Below are 18,028 nucleotides of genomic sequence, written 5' to 3' on the forward strand. Positions count from 1 at the left end.
CTTCTTATTTTGATCGCTCAAAAGGGCAGCAATGCCAAGTCAAACATCAGACAGGGTTTAGCGGTCCCGTGCGGCGTTTACGGACTTGTTACACTTGTGAGGAGGAAGCACGAGCTGCTGCTGCTTCCGAGTCGGACAGGTTGTGTCGTGCTGTAGGCAGTGGTTCTTTGTCTCTTGAGGGACGCCCTGAAATCATGGCGGATCAACCTCTTTTATTGCAAGGGTTTCGTGGGCAAATCAATGGTCCATGGAAAGCCGCGACCGTCACCCACCGCTATGAAAAACAAAGCGGATACACAACAGAAATCACACTCGAGGCACCAAACAAGGGAAAAGAGGCAGGAGAAAAGGAAACCTCTGAGTGACAGAAAATCAAAGGGACAACTTGACCCTTTGATCGGTCGTGATGAGGAATAGGTGCAACTTGCACCAATTGCATGAGTACAGCAATAGGGTATTGTTTACCCAATTCCTCAAAGGAGCAATGGTGCAAACATTGCACAATTGCATACTGAAGAGCAATTTGGTCAAGTTGACCGAATTCCTTAAACGCTTCTCTTATTTAATAATGTCCTGAATAATGTGCTTAGGATACAGAAAAATCATCAGTCAATTTATGCTAAAAGAAGTCATACCATCTTATATACGCTGCTTCTCAAATAATACGATTCCAACTCAATGATTGATCATCTCAAATTGCGATTTTGAGCAGAAAAGAAAAAGAGGCTTTAAATGATCTTTGAAAGGTCTTTGAAGACCCTTTGAGAACACCTTAAAAACTCTTTGAAAAAAATAAATTGGTACAAAACCTAGTGGCAAAATATACAAAACCTGCTGGCAAGCTACACTGCTGGCAAGCTACACACACAATAAAAAAGTAATGGTAGCGGAGGAGGGATTTGAACCCCCGACACAAGGATTATGATTCCTCTGCTCTAACCTACTGAGCTACTCCGCCAAAATAAGCAATCATAATTGTCAATAATTACATCTTTTGCGGATATAAGGGGTAGAATAGTAAGATGTCAAGCATCGTTTTTAAGCTTTTCTCTTGTCATTCTATTTTATCCTCGATATGTAAAAGTGTAATTTTCATATGATAAAGTAAGGTAAGGCATGAAAATGGTGCCACGTGTAGCGGTTTTAGGATGCGGTCATTGGGGTGAAAATCATATACGGACACTCCACTCTCTCGGGGCTTTAGCAGCAGTTTCTGATATTGATAATGATCGTGCTGCTAGTTTTGCAACACTGTATGGTGTAGAGGTTGTTACACCAGATGATCTTTTTACTCATCGAGATATTGATGCGCTGGTATTAGCGTTGCCGCCACAATTGCATACGCAAAATGTGCTCCGTGCTGTTAAAAATGGTAAAGATGTTTTGGTGGAAAAACCAATAGCCTTGAATGTTTCTGATGCTAAACGCCAAATTCAGGAGGCTGAGGCCTATGAGCGAGTTTTTATGGTGGGCCATATTTTGCGTTTTCATCCAGCTTTTGAAAAAATGTGTGAATTGGTGAAAAACGGAGATGTGGGAGATGTGCGATATATTTATTCTCATAGATTAGGCTTTGGAAAATTTCACACACACAGTGATGCTTTATGGGATCTTGCCCCTCATGATCTTTCAATGATTTTGGCGTTGACAGGATGTGAACCTTCCGAAATTCGCGGTGAGGGGGCTGCTGTCGTTGATCAGATTTCTGATTTTTCTCATATTCATATGATTTTTCCAAATGGTGTGCGTAGTCATCTTTTTACTTCACGCTTGAGTTCTTATCGTGAGAGGCGTTTAATTGTTGTTGGAACAAAGGCTATACTCGTTTTTGATGATATGGAACCGTGGAGTCGTAAATTGGCAATGCACCATTTTGCCGTTTGGAAAGAAAATCAAGAGTGGGCTTTTAGCATGGATGAGCTGAATTACATTGATGTTTGTGAAGATTTGCCGCTTACTTGCGAATTACGGCATTTCCTTCATTGTATTGAAACGCGTCAATCACCTCGTACAAATGGTGATGATGCTATTGCGGTTTTACGGATTTTAACAGCTGCTGATGTCAATTATAATAGATAAAAGAGATAGGTAGCGCTTTTGCATTCTTGTGATGATCAATGGAGTTAATATGCAATTCATCGACCTTGGGGCGCAGCGTGCGCGTATTGAAGATAAAATTAATTCTGCAATTGCGCATGTAGTCGCTAGTGGTAAGTATATTTTGGGGCCAAAAGTAACAGAATTTGAAGAGAAATTGGCAGAATATCTTGGCGTTAAACATGTGATTGCATGTGCTAATGGAACAGATGCTTTGAAGATGCCTCTTATGGCTAAAAATATTGGTCCAGGCGATGCTGTTTTTTGTCCTAGTTTTACATTTTCAGCAACGGCTGAAGTGGTTGCTTTGGTGGGGGCTGAACCTGTTTTTGTCGATGTTTTACCTGATACATTCAATATTGATGTTGAAAAACTTTCTCACGCTATCGAAATGGTAAAAAAAGAGGGACGTCTAAAGCCAAAGGCTATTATTGCCGTTGATTTATTTGGGCTTTCTGCTGACTATGTGCAAATTGCTCAAGTGGCTGCAAAGGAAAATCTTTTTGTAATTGAAGATGCTGCTCAATCTATGGGGGGGAGAAGCGATAATACTATGTGTGGTGCTTTTGGTGATGTGGCTGCTACAAGTTTTTATCCTGCAAAACCATTAGGATGTTATGGTGATGGAGGCGCTATGATGACCAATGATGATCATTTTGCAGAACTTTTACGCTCTATTTTGTTTCATGGTAAAGGTGAAACGCAATATGACAATGTACGTATTGGTATGAATTCGCGCCTAGATAGCATTCAGGCTGCAATTTTACTAGAAAAGTTTGCGATTTTTGAAGATGAAATGGAAAAGCGTGTGGAAATTGCTCAACGCTATTCCAATGGCTTAAGAGATATTGTTACAGTTCCAGAAATAGGAGAAAATATTCGTTCTGCTTATGCACAATATACGATTAAGGTAAAAGAACGGGATAAATTAAAAGATTTTTTACAAAAAAATTCTATCCCTACAATGATTTATTATAAAACTCCTTTACATCAACAGCCAGCTTATAAACACTTCCCTTATGTAAAAGATTCCCTTTCTGTTTCAGAGTCTTTAGGAGAGTGTGTTTTAAGTTTACCAATGCATCCTTACTTGACACAAACGGATCAGGATATGATTATCAAAAAAATAAGAGATTTTTATCACTCTTGAGAGCGTGTTTTTATCCTTAAAATTATGGTCAAATCTCTATTGGTGATCCATCTTAGAAGGTATTTTTTGTTAAAGTGTGTGGCCAATATTTTGGTATTATTTCCTTTCTAGGACCTATGAAATGTTGTCCTTTAGAGCGGTGATATGATTAGAAAGTGAAGCTTCTAGACAAGAAGATATTTTTTAACAGAACCGTATGGGCTAAGAAACTTTGTCCTTTAGCTTAGCAAAAAAGTCACGTTTAGTAAAAAGGATTTGGGTTATGAAAGTTACAATGAACCTTTGTTGATTTTACTCTTCATTTAAGGTGTTTTAAAAGATAACTTATTTAACAGGGCTTTTGGAGAGAAAAGTTATTTTTTGGCGAATACGTGATGCTAGGTCATTTTTGCTTTTGGATTTTTGAATCAATGTGTTGATGGGTGATGTATTCCCCTCTTGTAGTGCTATTTGAGCCGCCAATGTTGCTGCAAGTTCTTTTGTTTCTTCTCGGAGTTCTTCTAGCAATTGGTGGTTAGCAGTCGTGTCCAGCTCATGAGTTTGGATTTTTTGTAAGCGTTGCTGATAGTGTGCGACTTTTTCACGCATCATTTGTCTTTCCTTTGGAAGTGTGTAGTGTGGCGATATTTTGTTTGATTGCTATCGCTTCTTTGGTGAGAGTATCTTTTGTGGGGAGGCATAGCCGATAAAATTGTTCTGTTACTTGGCTCAGTTGTATTTTTTGTTGGACATATTTTTTTTGCAAAAATTCGTACTTTTGTTGGTTGTTTGCTAATTCTACAGCATGTTGTGCACGAAGAAAATCGTGATTTGCTTCTATTTCCGCGAGTGATAATGGCATTTTCGCACAAACATCTTTATACGCAAAATGAACGGCTTTACGCCAAATAAAAGGAGATAAAAGCACCAGTAACCAGGAAGTGAAAGCAACTCCAAGTATAAAAAAAAGAAATGATTGAATAAGCATAATACCCCTTTTCAAATAAGAAACCGTTTAAAACGGATTCCATGTCGGTCTATGTGTTAATTTTAAATATCCTATATTGATACCAAGGCGTGCGCCGACTCCTGTACGTATTGGGATTAACAAGGTATTATGGTATTTTAGGACATGAAAACCAACACCTGCAATTAAATAGGCCGAACCTGAAATACCACCATAGCGTCTCCATAAATTATTTATGCCACTAAGATTGTAAACTAAGATCATTAAACGGGAGCCTTGGCCGCCAAAATCCCATCCTACTGAGGGACCTTGCCAAAAAACTTTATGTTGACCATAGCTTTTGGTAAAAACCATTCCTTCGCCATAGGTTAATCCAGCAAAAAAGGCACCAGAAGCTTCTTCTCCTAAAATATAGGCATTGGGATAACCATATTTTGAAAAAATATTTTGAATTGCAACAGCCAGACCACTGGCTGTTTTTCCAAAAAAAATATGACCAGAATCAATAATTTCTTGGAGTGAATAATGAGGTTCGTTTTGCTCTATTGGTTTTAGTCGAGCTTGTGTAGTGTTTATGGTGATGAATAAAAGGAAGATTAAAGATATAATATTTTTGTACCAGTATTTGAGCAGAGAGAGAGCCATGGAGTTTTCTCCTTTTATTAGTGATAAACAAAAAGATAATATTAGAATTTTCATCCTATTCAAATAAAAAATAAGATATAAGGTTATTTAAATTCTTGAATTTATTTCTGAATTTTTTAGCATGATTGTTAATGTTTCCTATTATGCATCAGATGTTAAGAGTTTTTCTTTAAAATAAAGTTTGTTTTTTTGAATCTAGGAGTTTTCAATCATTATGACGTTAGATATTTCTTTGAAGCCTATGGATCTTGCTGCTTTGCTTTGTAGTCGTATTTGCCATGATTTGATTTCACCTGTGGGGGCTATTCAAAATGCAATGGAGCTTTATGATGAAGGAGGAGCTGAAGAAGATGCTTTACAATTGGTGCGTTTATCCGTTGCGAGTGCTGCTGCACGTCTACAATTTGCGCGATTGGCTTTTGGTTTTGCTGGTGCAAGTGGAGGACAAATAGATACACGGACTGCAGAGCAGGTTGCTCAACAATATATGAAAGAAGAAAAAGCAACTTTAAAATGGCAAGCTTCTTCTTTATTGTTAGAAAAAGATGAAGTTAAACTTTTGCTTAATTTATTATTGATTGCAAACGCAACAGTTTCTCGTGGTGGTGAAATTGTTGTTATTATTTTGCAAGAAGAAAATAAACGTTCTTTTCGATTTGAGGTTTTCGGTAGAACTCTCCGTATACCCCCTCATTTTCTTGCGTTATTTCGTGGAGAAGTTCAAGAAGAGCTTATTGATGCACATGTCATCCAATTTTATTACACAATGTTACTTGCTCAGATGACAGAGATGAAAATAAATATTGATGAAAGTGATGGTTGTATTGTTTTAGAAAGTGTAAAAAAGCTTTGAATAAGAGAGAAGCGCTTAAGCTGTGTTGGGAAAAGTGGTTTCGATTGAACTTATGAGCGATAAGGTTATATGTGTAAATTGGGTGTGGTTACTTCTTAAGCTTTAAGCGCTTTCTATATGAGATTTTTAGTGCGCGAGTTCTCTACTTTTAATAGAGAAAAGATCTCGGGAAAAAATCTCGGCCCGCTACACTCCGAGATTTTACAATGTGCATGTTCACTGCTTAAGCGGTTTTTCGTACGTTCTCTTCAACTGGATCACGTAATACATAACCACGTCCCCAAACTGTATCAATGTAATTTACACTGGAAGAGACTGCTTCCAATTTTTTCCGCAATTTACAAATAAAAACATCGATAATCTTTAGTTCTGGTTCATCCATTCCACCATAGAGATGATTGAGAAACATTTCCTTGGTAAGGGTGGTACCTTTGCGTAAAGAGAGAAGCTCTAACATTTGGTATTCTTTACCGGTTAAGTGAACAGGGCGCCCTGCAACTTCGACAGTTTTTGTGTCAAGGTTAACGGTGAGATCTCCGGTAACAATAACCGATTGTGCATGTCCTTTTGAACGACGAACAACTGCATGGATACGTGCAATGAGCTCATCCTTATGAAAAGGCTTCGTCATATAGTCGTCTGCTCCAAAGCCAAAACCACGAACCTTATCTTCAATGGCATTCATACCAGAGAGGATTAGGACAGGAGTTTTTATTTTTGCCAACCTTAGAGTCCGCAAGACATCATACCCTGACATGTCAGGCAAATTCAGATCAAGCAAAATGATATCATAATCATAGAGTTTTCCTAAATCGATACCTTCTTCACCCAGATCAGTGATATAAACATTAAAGTTAGCCGACTTTAACATCAACTCAATGCTTTGAGTAACTGCTCTATCATCTTCAATTAATAATACGCGCATTTTAGATCCCTCACTTTGCTCCTTCACGAATCATAAGGAGCATTTCTATTTTATATCAGTTAGCAAAACCACTGTTATAAAAACAATTCATTAAATCAAACACTTATAACAAAGCGTTTATGAACATTTCAGTAGTACGCGTAACAATCACTACTAAATTCCCCACTATCCATGATAGTGGTTAACAAAATATTTTTATTTTTGAAAGAGGCTACAAAATTATTTTAGAAAAATCCTATATTTTTTAACATAATAAAGAAGGAGGGCTTTTTCTATAAACTTTAACTTAAAAAAATTTGTAAAAGAGCTTTATAAATTACTTTTTTATAATTTCAGTGTTTATTTACTGAGCTTTAAACCTCTTCAGTTTATAATGGGGGAAAAGTTAAAGAAATAGTTATTGCTCTTTAAAGCAGATTGTATTTTCAGATGCTTTAATGCAAGGCAAAAATTATTATAATTTCAAGTTAATAGACTGTTTTTGTCGGATAGATATATAACTAAAAGATATTTATTGGGTGTGAATGCGAGTTTTGAGTTGGCGCAATCAAGGAGTAGTGAGTATGAAGCCACGAGAAAATATGGTGCGATTGAGGATGTTTCAAGTGCGTGGAAAGCGCCGTGAAATTGCACAGCTTGAGATGATGATCGCAGAATTTGAACGAATGGTGTTAGAGTTGGAAGCACAGATTACTCATGAAGAACGTAAATCTGGAAACAATGATGTTCACCATTTTGCTTATTCTGCTTTTGCGCGTGCAGCGCGGCAAAGACGTGATAATCTGATCAATTCAATTCGTGATTTAGAACTTCAAAAAACAAATGCTGAAATTGCTCTCCATGAAGCTAATACAGAGCTGCAACGTGCACAGCTTTTGGAAGCACGAGAAAAGAAGATTGCTGCGGATGATAAGGATATTTTGATTCAATCTAATTCAATGGTTGGCTAATTTAATGGCTGGATGATAAAAGCAATTATTGAAAAATCCATTCTTTCAGGTTTATCTTTTGGATATAGTATAAAACAGCCAAACTTTTATCAAGTTTGGCTGTTTTATAGATTGCTTTATGTTATTAATCAATGGCAACTTAATGCCTGTAGTGTTGAATCTTGGTCGTTCGTAATCCCGCTAAACCGTGTTCATCGATTAAACTTTGCCATGAAAGAAATTCTTCTACGGTCAAAGTATAACGGTGGCACGCTTCGTCAAGACTTAACAATCCACCTCTGACAGCCGCAACAACTTCAGCTTTGCGACGAATCACCCAGCGCCGTGTTGTTTGCGGCGGTAGGTCGGCAATTGTAAGCGGACTTCCATCTGGCCCAATAACATATTTCATTTGTGTTTTTATCAAGTTGCTCATTCGTATCCTCTACCTTTAGTCAAGGACTTGATTCGTTTATAGAGCATGAAATTTAAAAAAGAGCTAAAAGCGCTGAAAGAAAAAATTAATAAAGTGATTGGGTATGTAAAAAGAAGCTCAAGTTGAAGTGTGTAGAAGAGATTCTTGCAATATTTTACCGGATTTTTCAAAAGAGAAAAAAGGTTTTCTCCTAAACGATTACCATTATGCCTTATTTCTATCATTCTTTTTTTGTTTGCAGCAGCTTTTAAGAAAGTAATGCCTATGGTTGTGGAAAGGATAAAAAAATAATATAAAGGCAATCAATCGTGTAAAAGTGCTAAAGAGCGTGCATCAGAATGTCAACATATGGCTAGCCATTAAACAGAGCATTAAATAGAGAATGAATACATGTTTTTAAACAGTCTTGATTTACCAGGACAACCTGAGGATTCTCGCATTGTTGTTGCAATGTCGGGGGGGGTTGATTCATCGGTTGTTGCAGGTCTTTTGAAAAAGGAAGGGTATAATGTTATTGGCATTACGTTGCAGCTTTATGATCATGGGGAAGCAACGCATCGGGTGGGGGCGTGTTGCGCAGGACAAGATATTGAGGATGCACGCCGCGTTGCAGAAACACTAGGAATACCGCATTATGTTCTTGATTATGAAAAGCGCTTTCGCGAAGCTGTTATTGATCCTTTTGCAGAAAGTTATGCTCATGGAGAGACCCCAGTACCATGTATTGCATGTAATCAAACGGTTAAGTTTGCTGATTTATTAACAACGGCACGCGAATTGGGAGCAGATGCTTTGGCTACGGGACATTATATTCGTTCGCGTTCCCACGGAGCGCATCGAGCACTCTTTCGTCCTCTCGATAATGATCGTGATCAGAGTTATTTTCTCTTTGCAACGACACAAGAACAGATTGATTATTTGCGTTTTCCACTTGGTGATCTTCCAAAAGCCCGCGTTCGTGAAATGGCAGCAGAAATGGGCTTTGTGGTTGCCAATAAGCATGATAGTCAGGATATTTGTTTTGTTCCACAAGGAAAATATTCAGATGTTATCGCAAAACTGCGTCCAGAAGCAGCTAATCCTGGCGTTATTGTCCATATTGATGGAAAGATTTTAGGTAAACATTCGGGAATTGTTAATTATACGGTTGGTCAACGTCGTGGTATTGGGGTGTCAACGGGTGAAGCGCTTTATGTGGTTTATCTCGATGTGGAAAATGCACGTGTTATTGTTGGACCGCGTGAAATGTTAGAAACGCATAAGCTTTTTTTACGTGATGTAAATTGGCTTGGTGATGAGTCGTTATATAATTTCCCTTCTCAAGGTATTGAAGTGGCTGTAAAGGTGCGTTCAACGCGTCCTCCTCACCTTGCGCGCTTACATTATAAAGAAGGTATTTTTTCCGTTGATTTATTGGAATGTGAAAATGGTGTGGCACCAGGGCAAGCTTGCGTTCTTTATGATGGAAATGGTCATGAGGCGCGTATTCTTGGGGGAGGATTTGTAACACATTCAGAACGTGCAGCTGATACTGAAATGATGTTGAAGCGCGTTTTATGCAATCTCGAAACAAAAGATCCTGTTTCCTCAGAACTAAAAACAACAGCTTTATAAAGCATAGTAAATTGATTTATAATGATATTTTTTAATCTTAAACTTGAATGAGAGACTTCCGGAAGATTTTCTCATTGAAAGTTTGTTTTATGATTGAATCCATCAAAATTATATCTTCTGCACGTCATAAGCGGGGTTAGGGTGTGGAAAGTGATGAAAAAAATGTAAAAATGTTTTTTATCAATGCTTTCAAAGGCTAGGGAACGGCAATATTATTGGAGACTGGTAGATAACATACAACATTAGGTATGTTCTATAACTTGAAGTGTTATCATCTTTAGTGGTCAAAGTTGGTAAAATGAGCAAGTGCAATACCTGAGGCTGTGGCAACATTAAGGCTGTCAAAACCGTCAGTCATGGGAATACGTAAGGTGTTTGATTGTTTTAGTATGTGGAGTGGTAAGCCATCGCCTTCTGTTCCAAAAATAAGTGCTATTCTTTTGCTTTTGTTGGCTTGTTTGAGAGTGTGTGAGGCAGAAGGGGAGAGTGCATAAAGATGAAAGTTTTCATCGTTTAGAGCAGCTATAATGTCATCTATATCAGCGTTTTGCGTATAGGGTACTTTTAAAGCAGCGCCGGCAGAAACTCTTATTGATTTGCGATAAAGTGGATCGCATGAGGTTTTGTCGACAATAATGCCATTACTGGCAAAGGCTGCTGCATTACGAAAAATTGATCCCATATTATCGTGATTCGAGATACCACATAAAACAAGAATCAAAGCTTTTTCTGGAAGATATTGTAAAAAACTTTGTAAGGATGGCAGTATTTTTCGTTTACCAATACCCAGAACACCACGATGAACATGGAAGCCGGTGATATTATCCATAACTTTTTGTGGAACGCAATAAATGGGACATAGGGGCTGTGTTTTTTCTAAAAGCGGTAGAAGTCCAGAGAGACGGTTTGCTACGATGAGCAGTGAGATGGCAGAAAACTCTTTCGAATGTAGTAATGCGGACAATGTTACTTTGCCTTCAGCAATAAATTGATGTTGCCGTCCAACAAGATCTTTTTCACGGATATTATGATAGGCTTTTAGGCGTGGATCATCTGTTTCATTGATTGTTATGATATTCAAATGCATGCGAGATTTTTAGTGCTTTTTTCTTATGATTTCCAGATGTTAGAATTTGTTTTATTTAAAAAGAAGAGATAAAAAAATATTTTTTAAAACTTATGGTAGAATTTGTATTGACAATATGCAACCATAGGTATAATGTAAAAATACTGATACGGAATCATATATTTTTTCTCGTATCGGGTGCAGTGTCTTGGGTCCCCGCTATTTCCCGAGTTCTGTATGCCCTTAGTTTTTAAGGGAAAAGAATCTGGGTCCCCAATGCCCAGATTCTTTTTTTTTGAGGGTAATCATTGTTCTTCTTTTTATATCTAAATTTTTCAGTAAATCATATTTTAAAATCCTGTTGACCTGTAAAGTTACTGTAGAGTGCTAAGATATTTTTTCTAAGGTGCAAAGATGGCTTATAGATGGGTTATAATGCACATCATAAGACTGAAAAATAATGCATGATCATGATAGATTTGAGCAAAAACAAGTTTTTCGTTTATGAGAAGTGAGATGGCTTTAAGTTATTCAGAAAACGATTAATAATGAAGGTTATGTGTTTGATTGCTCTTGGGAAAGCTCTTTTCTCTATTATTTTCTCTCTTCTTTATTTATTGGTGCTGTTCGTATAACTGAGCAGTTTTTACGATAATAATGGTGAGCTGAGGCGTTTATTGTATGATGAAGCTTCTGTAATATTGAGGAAAGATCGTCGTTATGCAAAAAGTATAATGATATGGTTGAAAATATTAATTCCCTATTTCGTGAAGAAAAGGATGAGGTTCATGGATGTAAAAATCAATATACAAAGCTTAACTTTATACTCTATTTTTATTGCGTGTATTGTTTTTGCTTTGAAATATTGGGCATATCACATCACAGGTTCGGTTGCACTTTATTCTGATGCATTGGAATCAATCGTTAATATCCTTGCGTCATTGGCAGCATGGTGGGCTGTTAAAGTGAGTATGAAGCCAGCAGATCATGATCATCCCTTTGGGCATCATAAAGCGGAATATTTTTCCGCAATTCTTGAAGGGGTACTCATTATTATTGCGGCATTTGTTATTTTAAGAGAAGCATGGATAGCTCTTTCTACCGTTAAATTGTTGCAGAAACCTGGAATATGGCTTGTTATTCATCTTATTGCAACTGTCATAAACTGTATGTGGGGAATGGTTCTTATTGGGCAGGGAAAACTCCATCGCTCACCGGCTCTTAAAGCTGATGGAGTACATTTTATAACTGATGTTTTTACGTCGCTTGCAATTTTAATTGGTTTAATTGCCGGTTTTGTCGGAGGATGGGGAGCTTTAGATCCAATTTTAGCGATAATCGTTGCCGTTAATATTCTCTTACAGGGCTGGAAGGTGATTAGAAATGCTGTTCAGGGATTAATGGATGTTGGCGTTGAATTGAATGAAAGCATGCGGATTCGTGAGCTGATTTCTGCAAATGCATCGGGTGCGCTTGAGGTCCATGATTTGCGGACGCGTGTTGCTGGGAGGGTTACTTTTATAGAGTTTCATTTGGTTGTACCTGCTATAATGCCGGTAGGTGAAGCACATAAAATTTGTGATAAAATCGAAGCTGTTCTTCAAAAAGAATTTGATAATGTGCGTATTTCTATTCATGTCGAGCCTGAAGATGAGGCAAAATTGCCTCCCGGTACAACGGTAATCCCTTTTATATAAAAAGATTTTTTCAAATGGGTTGTCATGTTACGAACATTAATTTTTTACGGTGTGGCAACTCATATCTCTTGAAAATACGATGATGCTCTTTTGTTGATTGTATTTTTGCATCAATAAAGGGGAAGATTAAACAGAGTCTCTTAAGGCAAGATTTATTCTGTTATCGTACACTGTCATTTAAGGTGTGGTGAGATAAGACCTATAAAATTTGATCTCTTAAGCATTTTTTGAGTGCGCGGTCAATGCCGAGCAGTAAGGCTTGCTGGTGGCGTTTAATTGAATTACATGAAATGGTTATCCGCTGAAATTGGCTTAAGAAGATGTATTGTTTACGGGGCTGTCAAGAATAGATCTCTTGTTTTTGAGGGCGAGAGGAAATAGAGCTTAATTATAAATTTTATATAAAATACTTTGTGAGACAATAATCATAACATACCTTATTTTACTTATGCTTGCAAAAAAATATTTTTTATATTCATAAAGATTAGAATGGCGGTGGTCTATAGATAATTCTTAGCTCGAGCATATGAAAAGAAAGTATGATACAAGAAATAACAGAGTTTTGCTTGCCTTCAGCCTTCAGTCAGTAAAGGTAATTATAACCGCCATTCTTCAAATATGATTTTATCCGTGTAGATTATACAAAGTTAGACGTTTATCTGAATTATGATTTTATCCGTGTAGATTATACAAAGTTAGACGTTTATCTGAATAGCTTCAGTATATCTATTAAGAATAGAAAAGCTATTTCATATCGCTATGATGTTATTCAAGGGCTCTTAAAACGACGATTCCTGGTGTTTTTGCAACATAATCCATAAAAGGGGTATCGACGACTTTTTCATTTTCTTTGTGTGAAGGAGCATGTCGTAACATCGGCCCTTTATCTGTCATGATAAAGAAACTCACATGTGTTACATCCAATCCAGCAAGTTTTGCATAAATACCAATGAAATCCCCTGATTTTAAACGGCTTATAACCTCTTCATTAATAAAGTTACTTGGAATATACGTTATTGTGCGTTTCACAACTGGAAGTCCAGGAAGATAGCTTTCACCATCAGCTTTTTTGTTGAGATATTTTTCTATTTTTACCGCATGGGGACTTATTTCAGCGGTAATATCAGTGGCGAGTTTATATTCTCTATAAGCCCAATCCGTAAAAAAATGTTTCCGATTTAAAAAATCAACATTACCGTTAATATAACGCGTTTTTATGACGTTATTTATGAATTCTGTTTGGGATGTTGATTTGCGCAATGCTTCAACATAATCCATACAAGTGAAGTTATCTAAGCTTCTAAAATCAATAATCAGTTTTTCTGGTGTATTTTCTGAGCCATGTAACATATTAGCTTTGTAAGGTGTTCCTAAAAAAGCTTCAGAAAGAAAGTCAATCACGGCTCCTTTTTCGTGATCATTTATTTCTGAACGTTTTTTGAGAAGAGCATTTAATTTATTTAAAGTATAGGGATCTAGCTCTACGCTGGTTGTTTGTTGTGTTTCTATTTTATTTTCTATCCCCCCCTCTTGTGAATAAGAATTTTGGACATCACGTCCTATCACTAACATTAAAGTGAGAATTAATAGGGATATTTTTTGCATTTTACACACCATTTTTAAATTTAACAGTTCACGGACAACACGTACTAAAAGAACTGTTTTCTCATGCTTATTAGCATTTTAATGTAATAATAACATATAATATTGATTGATTCAATAAATATAATCAGTTTTTACAGTATTAATATATTTTACGATGATTATTAAATATTTAAATTATTATATGGCATTGATTTATCTAATAGAGTTGATGTTTTAAAAATTAGCAGTATGATAAGTTGTAATAATGTATTATAAAATTAATCATAATATCTATCAAATTATTTTGATATTCTATGTCTTACGATTAATTGTTAATGATTTATTCTCATAAGTATTTTTTTCATTTAATATAAAAGATATTTTTTATACTTTGATAATGATATATCAAGTAAAAAATAATTTTATATTTTTATCTTGACTCTTTTTGTAATTTTTAATTTGTTATTATTTCATATATGAAAATTATACAGCATAGAATACTTTTAAAAGGAAAAGGGAGTTAAAAGAGAGCGGGGGAGTCATTGTATGCGTAAAATAGTGTGTATGTTATGCAAGACCAAATGCTCAATCCGAAATTTGTTCAGCGTGGGCTCATTTTAGTGTTCATCACTTTATTGTTAGATATTCTTTGTATTGCGATCATTTGTCCTGTTTTGCCTGAATATTTTTCTCAATTAACTGGAAAAGAGGTCAGTACATCTTTTGTAGAAAGAGGAAAATTACTTGCAGCTTATTCAGTGATGCAGTTTTTGTTTGCTCCTGTTATTGGCAATCTCTCTGATCGTTATGGTCGTCGTCCTATTTTGCTTCTCTCTATTATTTGCTTTGCTCTTGATAATCTCATATGTGCTATAGCATGGAGCTATTCTATGTTATTTATCGGGCGTCTTTTGTCAGGGATAAGTGGCGCTAGTTTTGCAACTTGTACAGCTTATCTTGCGGATATATCTGATGATAAAACCCGTACACGCAATTTTGGTCTGTTAGGCATTGCATCCGCATTGGGGTTTATTTTAGGATCGTTTATTGGTGGTTTTTTAGGTCAGTTTGGTCCGCGTATTCCGTTTTATTTTGCTGTTGGTTTTTCACTCATTAATTTTATTTTTTCTTGGGTTATGCTTCCAGAAACCCTTTCTTTATGGAATAGGCGCTTTTTTGATATTAAGCGGGCAAATCCCTTAGGTGCTTTTTGGCATCTGAAACAATACCCGATGGTTCTTTGGGTGTTATTGGTCTTTTTTCTTTATTGGTTTGCGGAATCTGTATGGTTAAGCATTTGGGCTTTCATTGCAAAAGAACGCTATGATTGGAGTTCTTTTTCTATTGGACTCTCCTATAGTGTTTTTGGGATAGGCCAATTTATTGTAGTCGCTCTCATTTTGCCTTATTTTTCTAAACGATGGAGTGATTGGCATATTGTTATAGTAGGGCTTTTGTTTGCCTCTGTTGCTATGCTGGGTTATACATTTGCGACGCAGGGGTGGATGGTTTATATGGTTTGTGTGTGTACTATGCTTGAGTATCTTGTTCATGCACCTATACGTGCTATTGCTTCAGCGCAGGTACCGACAAATGTACAAGGAGAACTGCAAGGAGCGATGACATCTGTTATTTCGTTGAGTTTAACATTTGGTTCTGTTTTTTATGTGTTTCTTTTTGAATGTTTTACAGATAAAAATGCACTGTTTTATTTTTCTGGTGCTCCTTTTGTTGGAGGCTTTTTTCTTCTTGTTGTTGCGACAGTTATTTTTGTCTTGCGGGTACGTTAATTTGTTGAGAGGGGCTGGTACGTACTATTTTGCTAGAGAATGCACAAGATAAACAAAATGTATCATTTTATAGGCAGAAAGTTTTTTGTGATATTTGTTTCACAAAGTGTTGTATAGAATATCGATATATCCTTCTCATTTAGTGAAAATAATTTTTTTATTTTGTGATATTGTTTGTATAGGGGAGACCGTATTTTTTCTATTGCTTGCAAATTAATATCCAGTGCTAATGTAGCAGCATATTGAAAAAAAAAGATTAAAACGTATCTGAGTTAGATGTATCAGTATTGTATGAACAATTCCAAATTTTATATGGCAAATTGGAAGTAAAATATTGCTTATATTTGTTGGCATCATTTCTGGAATCGAAAGACAACCTCATTTTGGAAGAATATAACGTTGTAAAATTGAAAAGATGTTTTCTGTTTTGCGATTACTTTTTTATTCGACTTTACAGTTTTCAAAACCATCTACGGCAATATCTTTTAAAAAGTAGAGATTTGTTGCACTGTCTCACACTTTAATTTTTTTATTCTTTAGGAGGAGTTATGCTTCTCATGCACAATAGAATGCTTAAAATTGTATTGTGAATCAAATGCTTATTTGAAGTTTAGACACTTTACTCTTTTTAAAAATAGTTTTTATCGATACACTTACCTTGCTTGGGGGGAGAAGCCAATGATTTTGATGGATACGACCTTAAGAGAAGAGGAGGGAGAAAAATTTAAGTTATTCAGTGCGCTCTTTTTAGTTTTAGAATGATCAATAAGAATATTTATTCAATAAGTTGTAGGTATAAAAATAATATAATTGTGCGTAGGAAGATGATATAATTTAAAGGAGAGAAGTTAAAAGGTGAGGCTTTTTATTTTAAGATATTTTTTTATAATTCATAATGAGATCACTAAAATGCTGAAAGAGGTAGTGGCTATCTTGTGGTCCAGGAGAAGCTTCGGGGTGATATTGAACAGAAAAAACAGGTTTTCCAATGATTCGAATACCACAGTTTGAACCATCAAAGAGAGAAATATGTGTTTCTTGAACATGTTGTGGTAAAGAGGAAGAATCTACGGCAAAACCGTGATTCATCGATACAATCTCAACTTTTCCAGTGTTAAGGTCTTTAACTGGGTGGTTGGCACCATGATGTCCTTGGTGCATTTTCACGGTCTTTGCACCAACCGTAAGAGCGAGAAGTTGATGACCAAGACATATTCCAAAAATTGGTAAATTATGATCAATTAATGTTTTGATTGTTGGAATGGCATATTGAGCCGTAGCTGCGGGGTCTCCTGGTCCATTAGAAAGAAAAACGCCATCAGGGTTCATTGCCAGAATTTCTTTTGCAGTTGTGTGGGCAGGCACAACAGTAATGCGTGCTTTTTGTGTTGCCATAAGGCGAAGAATATTACGTTTAATACCGTAGTCAATTGCAATGATATGAAGATTGTGCACATTGTTTGTACCGTATCCTTTATTCCAACTCCATGGTTTTTCATTCCATTGCATTGATGATTGAGATGTCACGTCTTTCGTAAGGTCAAGATTGACGAGACCTTGCCATTTTTGCGCACGTTTCTTTAAAGAAGGAATATCAAAGTTTCCATTAGCATCGTGTGCAATGACAGCATTTTGTGCACCTTTTTCACGAATAAGAATTGTGAGTGCACGTGTATCAATACCACAAAGTGCAATAATTTTACGCGTTTTAAGCCATTGATGAAGATTTTCATTGGATCGATAATTTGAGGGATGTGTAATGTCTGCTTTGAAAATAGCGCCAACAGCACCATGACAATTGAGAGGAGAGAGATCTTCAATATCTTCGCTATTTGCCCCTACATTTCCTATATGAGGAAAAGTAAAATTAACGATTTGTTGTGTGTATGACGGGTCTGTGAGGATTTCTTCATAGCCTGTGATGGCGGTGTTAAAACACACTTCAGCTTCAGCTATACCTGTAGCACCTGCTCCTTTGCCTTCAATAACGGTTCCATCTGCTAAGACTAAGAGGGCTGTCGGTTTTTTGATACTCCAAGGGTGGCTGGGTGAAGTCGCTTGTATCATAGTATGTATCCACAATTTATTCTAAAGGTATGATGGCTTATTCTCTGAAAGGTATAATGATCAACTTTACACAAAAATCATACCTTTAGCAGATGCTGTGCATATTATTCTGGTAACGTTTCGCTTGAAATAGGCAGTATAAGTACATTCCATGAAGAGGTAAAGTCTTGTTTTAGCTTTTCGAAGATCGAGTCCTTAATTATTTTTTTATTCTCCATTGCAAGATGGA

15 protein-coding genes, 1 tRNA gene and 1 pseudogene are annotated in these 18,028 nt (G+C 36.3%); 8 read left to right on the forward strand and 9 right to left on the reverse strand.

Going from position 1 to position 18,028, the window contains the following annotated elements; genetic code table 11:
• Window positions 1–365 (forward strand): annotated as a pseudogene (locus ACFINS_RS06170) (late control protein); the annotation flags it as partial.
• Window positions 366–881: 516 nt separating this feature from the next.
• Here ACFINS_RS06170 and ACFINS_RS06175 read toward each other — a convergent pair.
• Window positions 882–958: transfer RNA gene (locus tag ACFINS_RS06175), tRNA-Met, on the reverse strand.
• A gap of 164 nt (window positions 959–1,122) precedes the next feature.
• Here ACFINS_RS06175 and ACFINS_RS06180 point away from each other — a divergent pair.
• On the forward strand, window positions 1,123–2,079 hold the full coding sequence (locus ACFINS_RS06180) for a Gfo/Idh/MocA family protein (RefSeq protein WP_375706005.1): 957 nt from the start codon (window positions 1,123–1,125) through the stop codon (window positions 2,077–2,079).
• 49 nt (window positions 2,080–2,128) lie between these two features.
• On the forward strand, window positions 2,129–3,247 hold the full coding sequence (locus tag ACFINS_RS06185; protein ID WP_375706006.1) for a DegT/DnrJ/EryC1/StrS family aminotransferase: 1,119 nt from the start codon (window positions 2,129–2,131) through the stop codon (window positions 3,245–3,247).
• A 324-nt stretch (window positions 3,248–3,571) separates the two neighbouring features.
• On the opposite strand, the gene ACFINS_RS06190 is transcribed toward ACFINS_RS06185, so the two are convergent.
• The 3 genes from ACFINS_RS06190 to ACFINS_RS06200 are packed head-to-tail and all read right to left on the reverse strand — an operon-like array spanning window position 3,572 to window position 4,838.
• Window positions 3,572–3,838: a hypothetical protein gene (locus tag ACFINS_RS06190; RefSeq protein WP_375611955.1), complete on the reverse strand. Its 267-nt coding sequence runs from the start codon at window positions 3,836–3,838 to the stop codon at window positions 3,572–3,574.
• Window positions 3,828–4,214, reverse strand: a complete 387-nt coding sequence (locus ACFINS_RS06195) for a hypothetical protein (protein WP_375611956.1) — start codon at window positions 4,212–4,214, stop codon at window positions 3,828–3,830. The genes ACFINS_RS06190 and ACFINS_RS06195 overlap by 11 nt, the downstream gene beginning before the upstream one ends.
• 27 nt (window positions 4,215–4,241) lie before the next feature.
• On the reverse strand, window positions 4,242–4,838 hold the full coding sequence (locus ACFINS_RS06200; RefSeq protein WP_375611957.1) for a DUF1134 domain-containing protein: 597 nt from the start codon (window positions 4,836–4,838) through the stop codon (window positions 4,242–4,244).
• 214 nt (window positions 4,839–5,052) lie between these two features.
• Between ACFINS_RS06200 and chpT the strand changes: the two genes are divergently transcribed.
• The gene (gene chpT, locus ACFINS_RS06205; protein WP_375705989.1) at window positions 5,053–5,691 is read left to right on the forward strand and encodes a histidine phosphotransferase ChpT; all 639 of its coding nucleotides are present in this window, start codon (window positions 5,053–5,055) and stop codon (window positions 5,689–5,691) included.
• Window positions 5,692–5,914: 223 nt separating this feature from the next.
• Here the strand turns inward: chpT and ctrA are convergent, their stop codons facing one another.
• Window positions 5,915–6,616 (reverse strand): response regulator transcription factor CtrA, encoded by a 702-nt coding sequence (gene ctrA / locus ACFINS_RS06210; RefSeq protein ID WP_273790819.1) that lies wholly within the window; start codon window positions 6,614–6,616, stop codon window positions 5,915–5,917.
• A gap of 563 nt (window positions 6,617–7,179) precedes the next feature.
• On the opposite strand from ctrA, the gene ACFINS_RS06215 reads away from it, so the two are divergent.
• Window positions 7,180–7,566: a flagellar export protein FliJ gene (locus ACFINS_RS06215; protein ID WP_375606932.1), complete on the forward strand. Its 387-nt coding sequence runs from the start codon at window positions 7,180–7,182 to the stop codon at window positions 7,564–7,566.
• Window positions 7,567–7,705: 139 nt separating this feature from the next.
• Here ACFINS_RS06215 and ACFINS_RS06220 read toward each other — a convergent pair whose 3' ends face one another.
• On the reverse strand, window positions 7,706–7,981 hold the full coding sequence (locus tag ACFINS_RS06220; RefSeq protein ID WP_273790817.1) for a DUF1153 domain-containing protein: 276 nt from the start codon (window positions 7,979–7,981) through the stop codon (window positions 7,706–7,708).
• 390 nt (window positions 7,982–8,371) lie between these two features.
• Between ACFINS_RS06220 and mnmA the strand changes: the two genes are divergently transcribed.
• Complete coding sequence (gene mnmA, locus ACFINS_RS06225; RefSeq protein ID WP_375700934.1) at window positions 8,372–9,595, forward strand: tRNA 2-thiouridine(34) synthase MnmA; 1,224 nt, start codon at window positions 8,372–8,374, stop codon at window positions 9,593–9,595.
• Window positions 9,596–9,872: 277 nt separating this feature from the next.
• Here the strand turns inward: mnmA and ACFINS_RS06230 are convergent, their stop codons facing one another.
• Window positions 9,873–10,682 (reverse strand): TrmH family RNA methyltransferase, encoded by an 810-nt coding sequence (locus ACFINS_RS06230; protein WP_375611960.1) that lies wholly within the window; start codon window positions 10,680–10,682, stop codon window positions 9,873–9,875.
• 767 nt (window positions 10,683–11,449) lie between these two features.
• On the opposite strand from ACFINS_RS06230, the gene ACFINS_RS06235 reads away from it, so the two are divergent.
• Entirely contained in the window at window positions 11,450–12,358 is a 909-nt protein-coding gene (locus tag ACFINS_RS06235) for a cation diffusion facilitator family transporter (RefSeq protein WP_375700933.1), read from the forward strand.
• 765 nt (window positions 12,359–13,123) lie between these two features.
• Here ACFINS_RS06235 and ACFINS_RS06240 read toward each other — a convergent pair.
• Window positions 13,124–13,963 (reverse strand): DUF1460 domain-containing protein, encoded by an 840-nt coding sequence (locus tag ACFINS_RS06240; RefSeq protein WP_375611962.1) that lies wholly within the window; start codon window positions 13,961–13,963, stop codon window positions 13,124–13,126.
• 548 nt (window positions 13,964–14,511) lie between these two features.
• Here ACFINS_RS06240 and ACFINS_RS06245 point away from each other — a divergent pair.
• A complete protein-coding gene (locus tag ACFINS_RS06245) occupies window positions 14,512–15,732 on the forward strand; it encodes an MFS transporter (RefSeq protein WP_375611963.1) in 1,221 nt (406 codons plus the stop codon).
• Window positions 15,733–16,602: 870 nt separating this feature from the next.
• On the opposite strand, the gene carA is transcribed toward ACFINS_RS06245, so the two are convergent.
• Window positions 16,603–17,799 (reverse strand): glutamine-hydrolyzing carbamoyl-phosphate synthase small subunit, encoded by a 1,197-nt coding sequence (gene carA / locus ACFINS_RS06250; protein WP_375611964.1) that lies wholly within the window; start codon window positions 17,797–17,799, stop codon window positions 16,603–16,605.
• Window positions 17,800–18,028 lie beyond the last annotated feature (229 nt).

This window comes from Bartonella sp. AA2SXKL (genome assembly GCF_042197205.1).
Taxonomy (GTDB): Bacteria; Pseudomonadota; Alphaproteobacteria; order Rhizobiales; family Rhizobiaceae; genus Bartonella.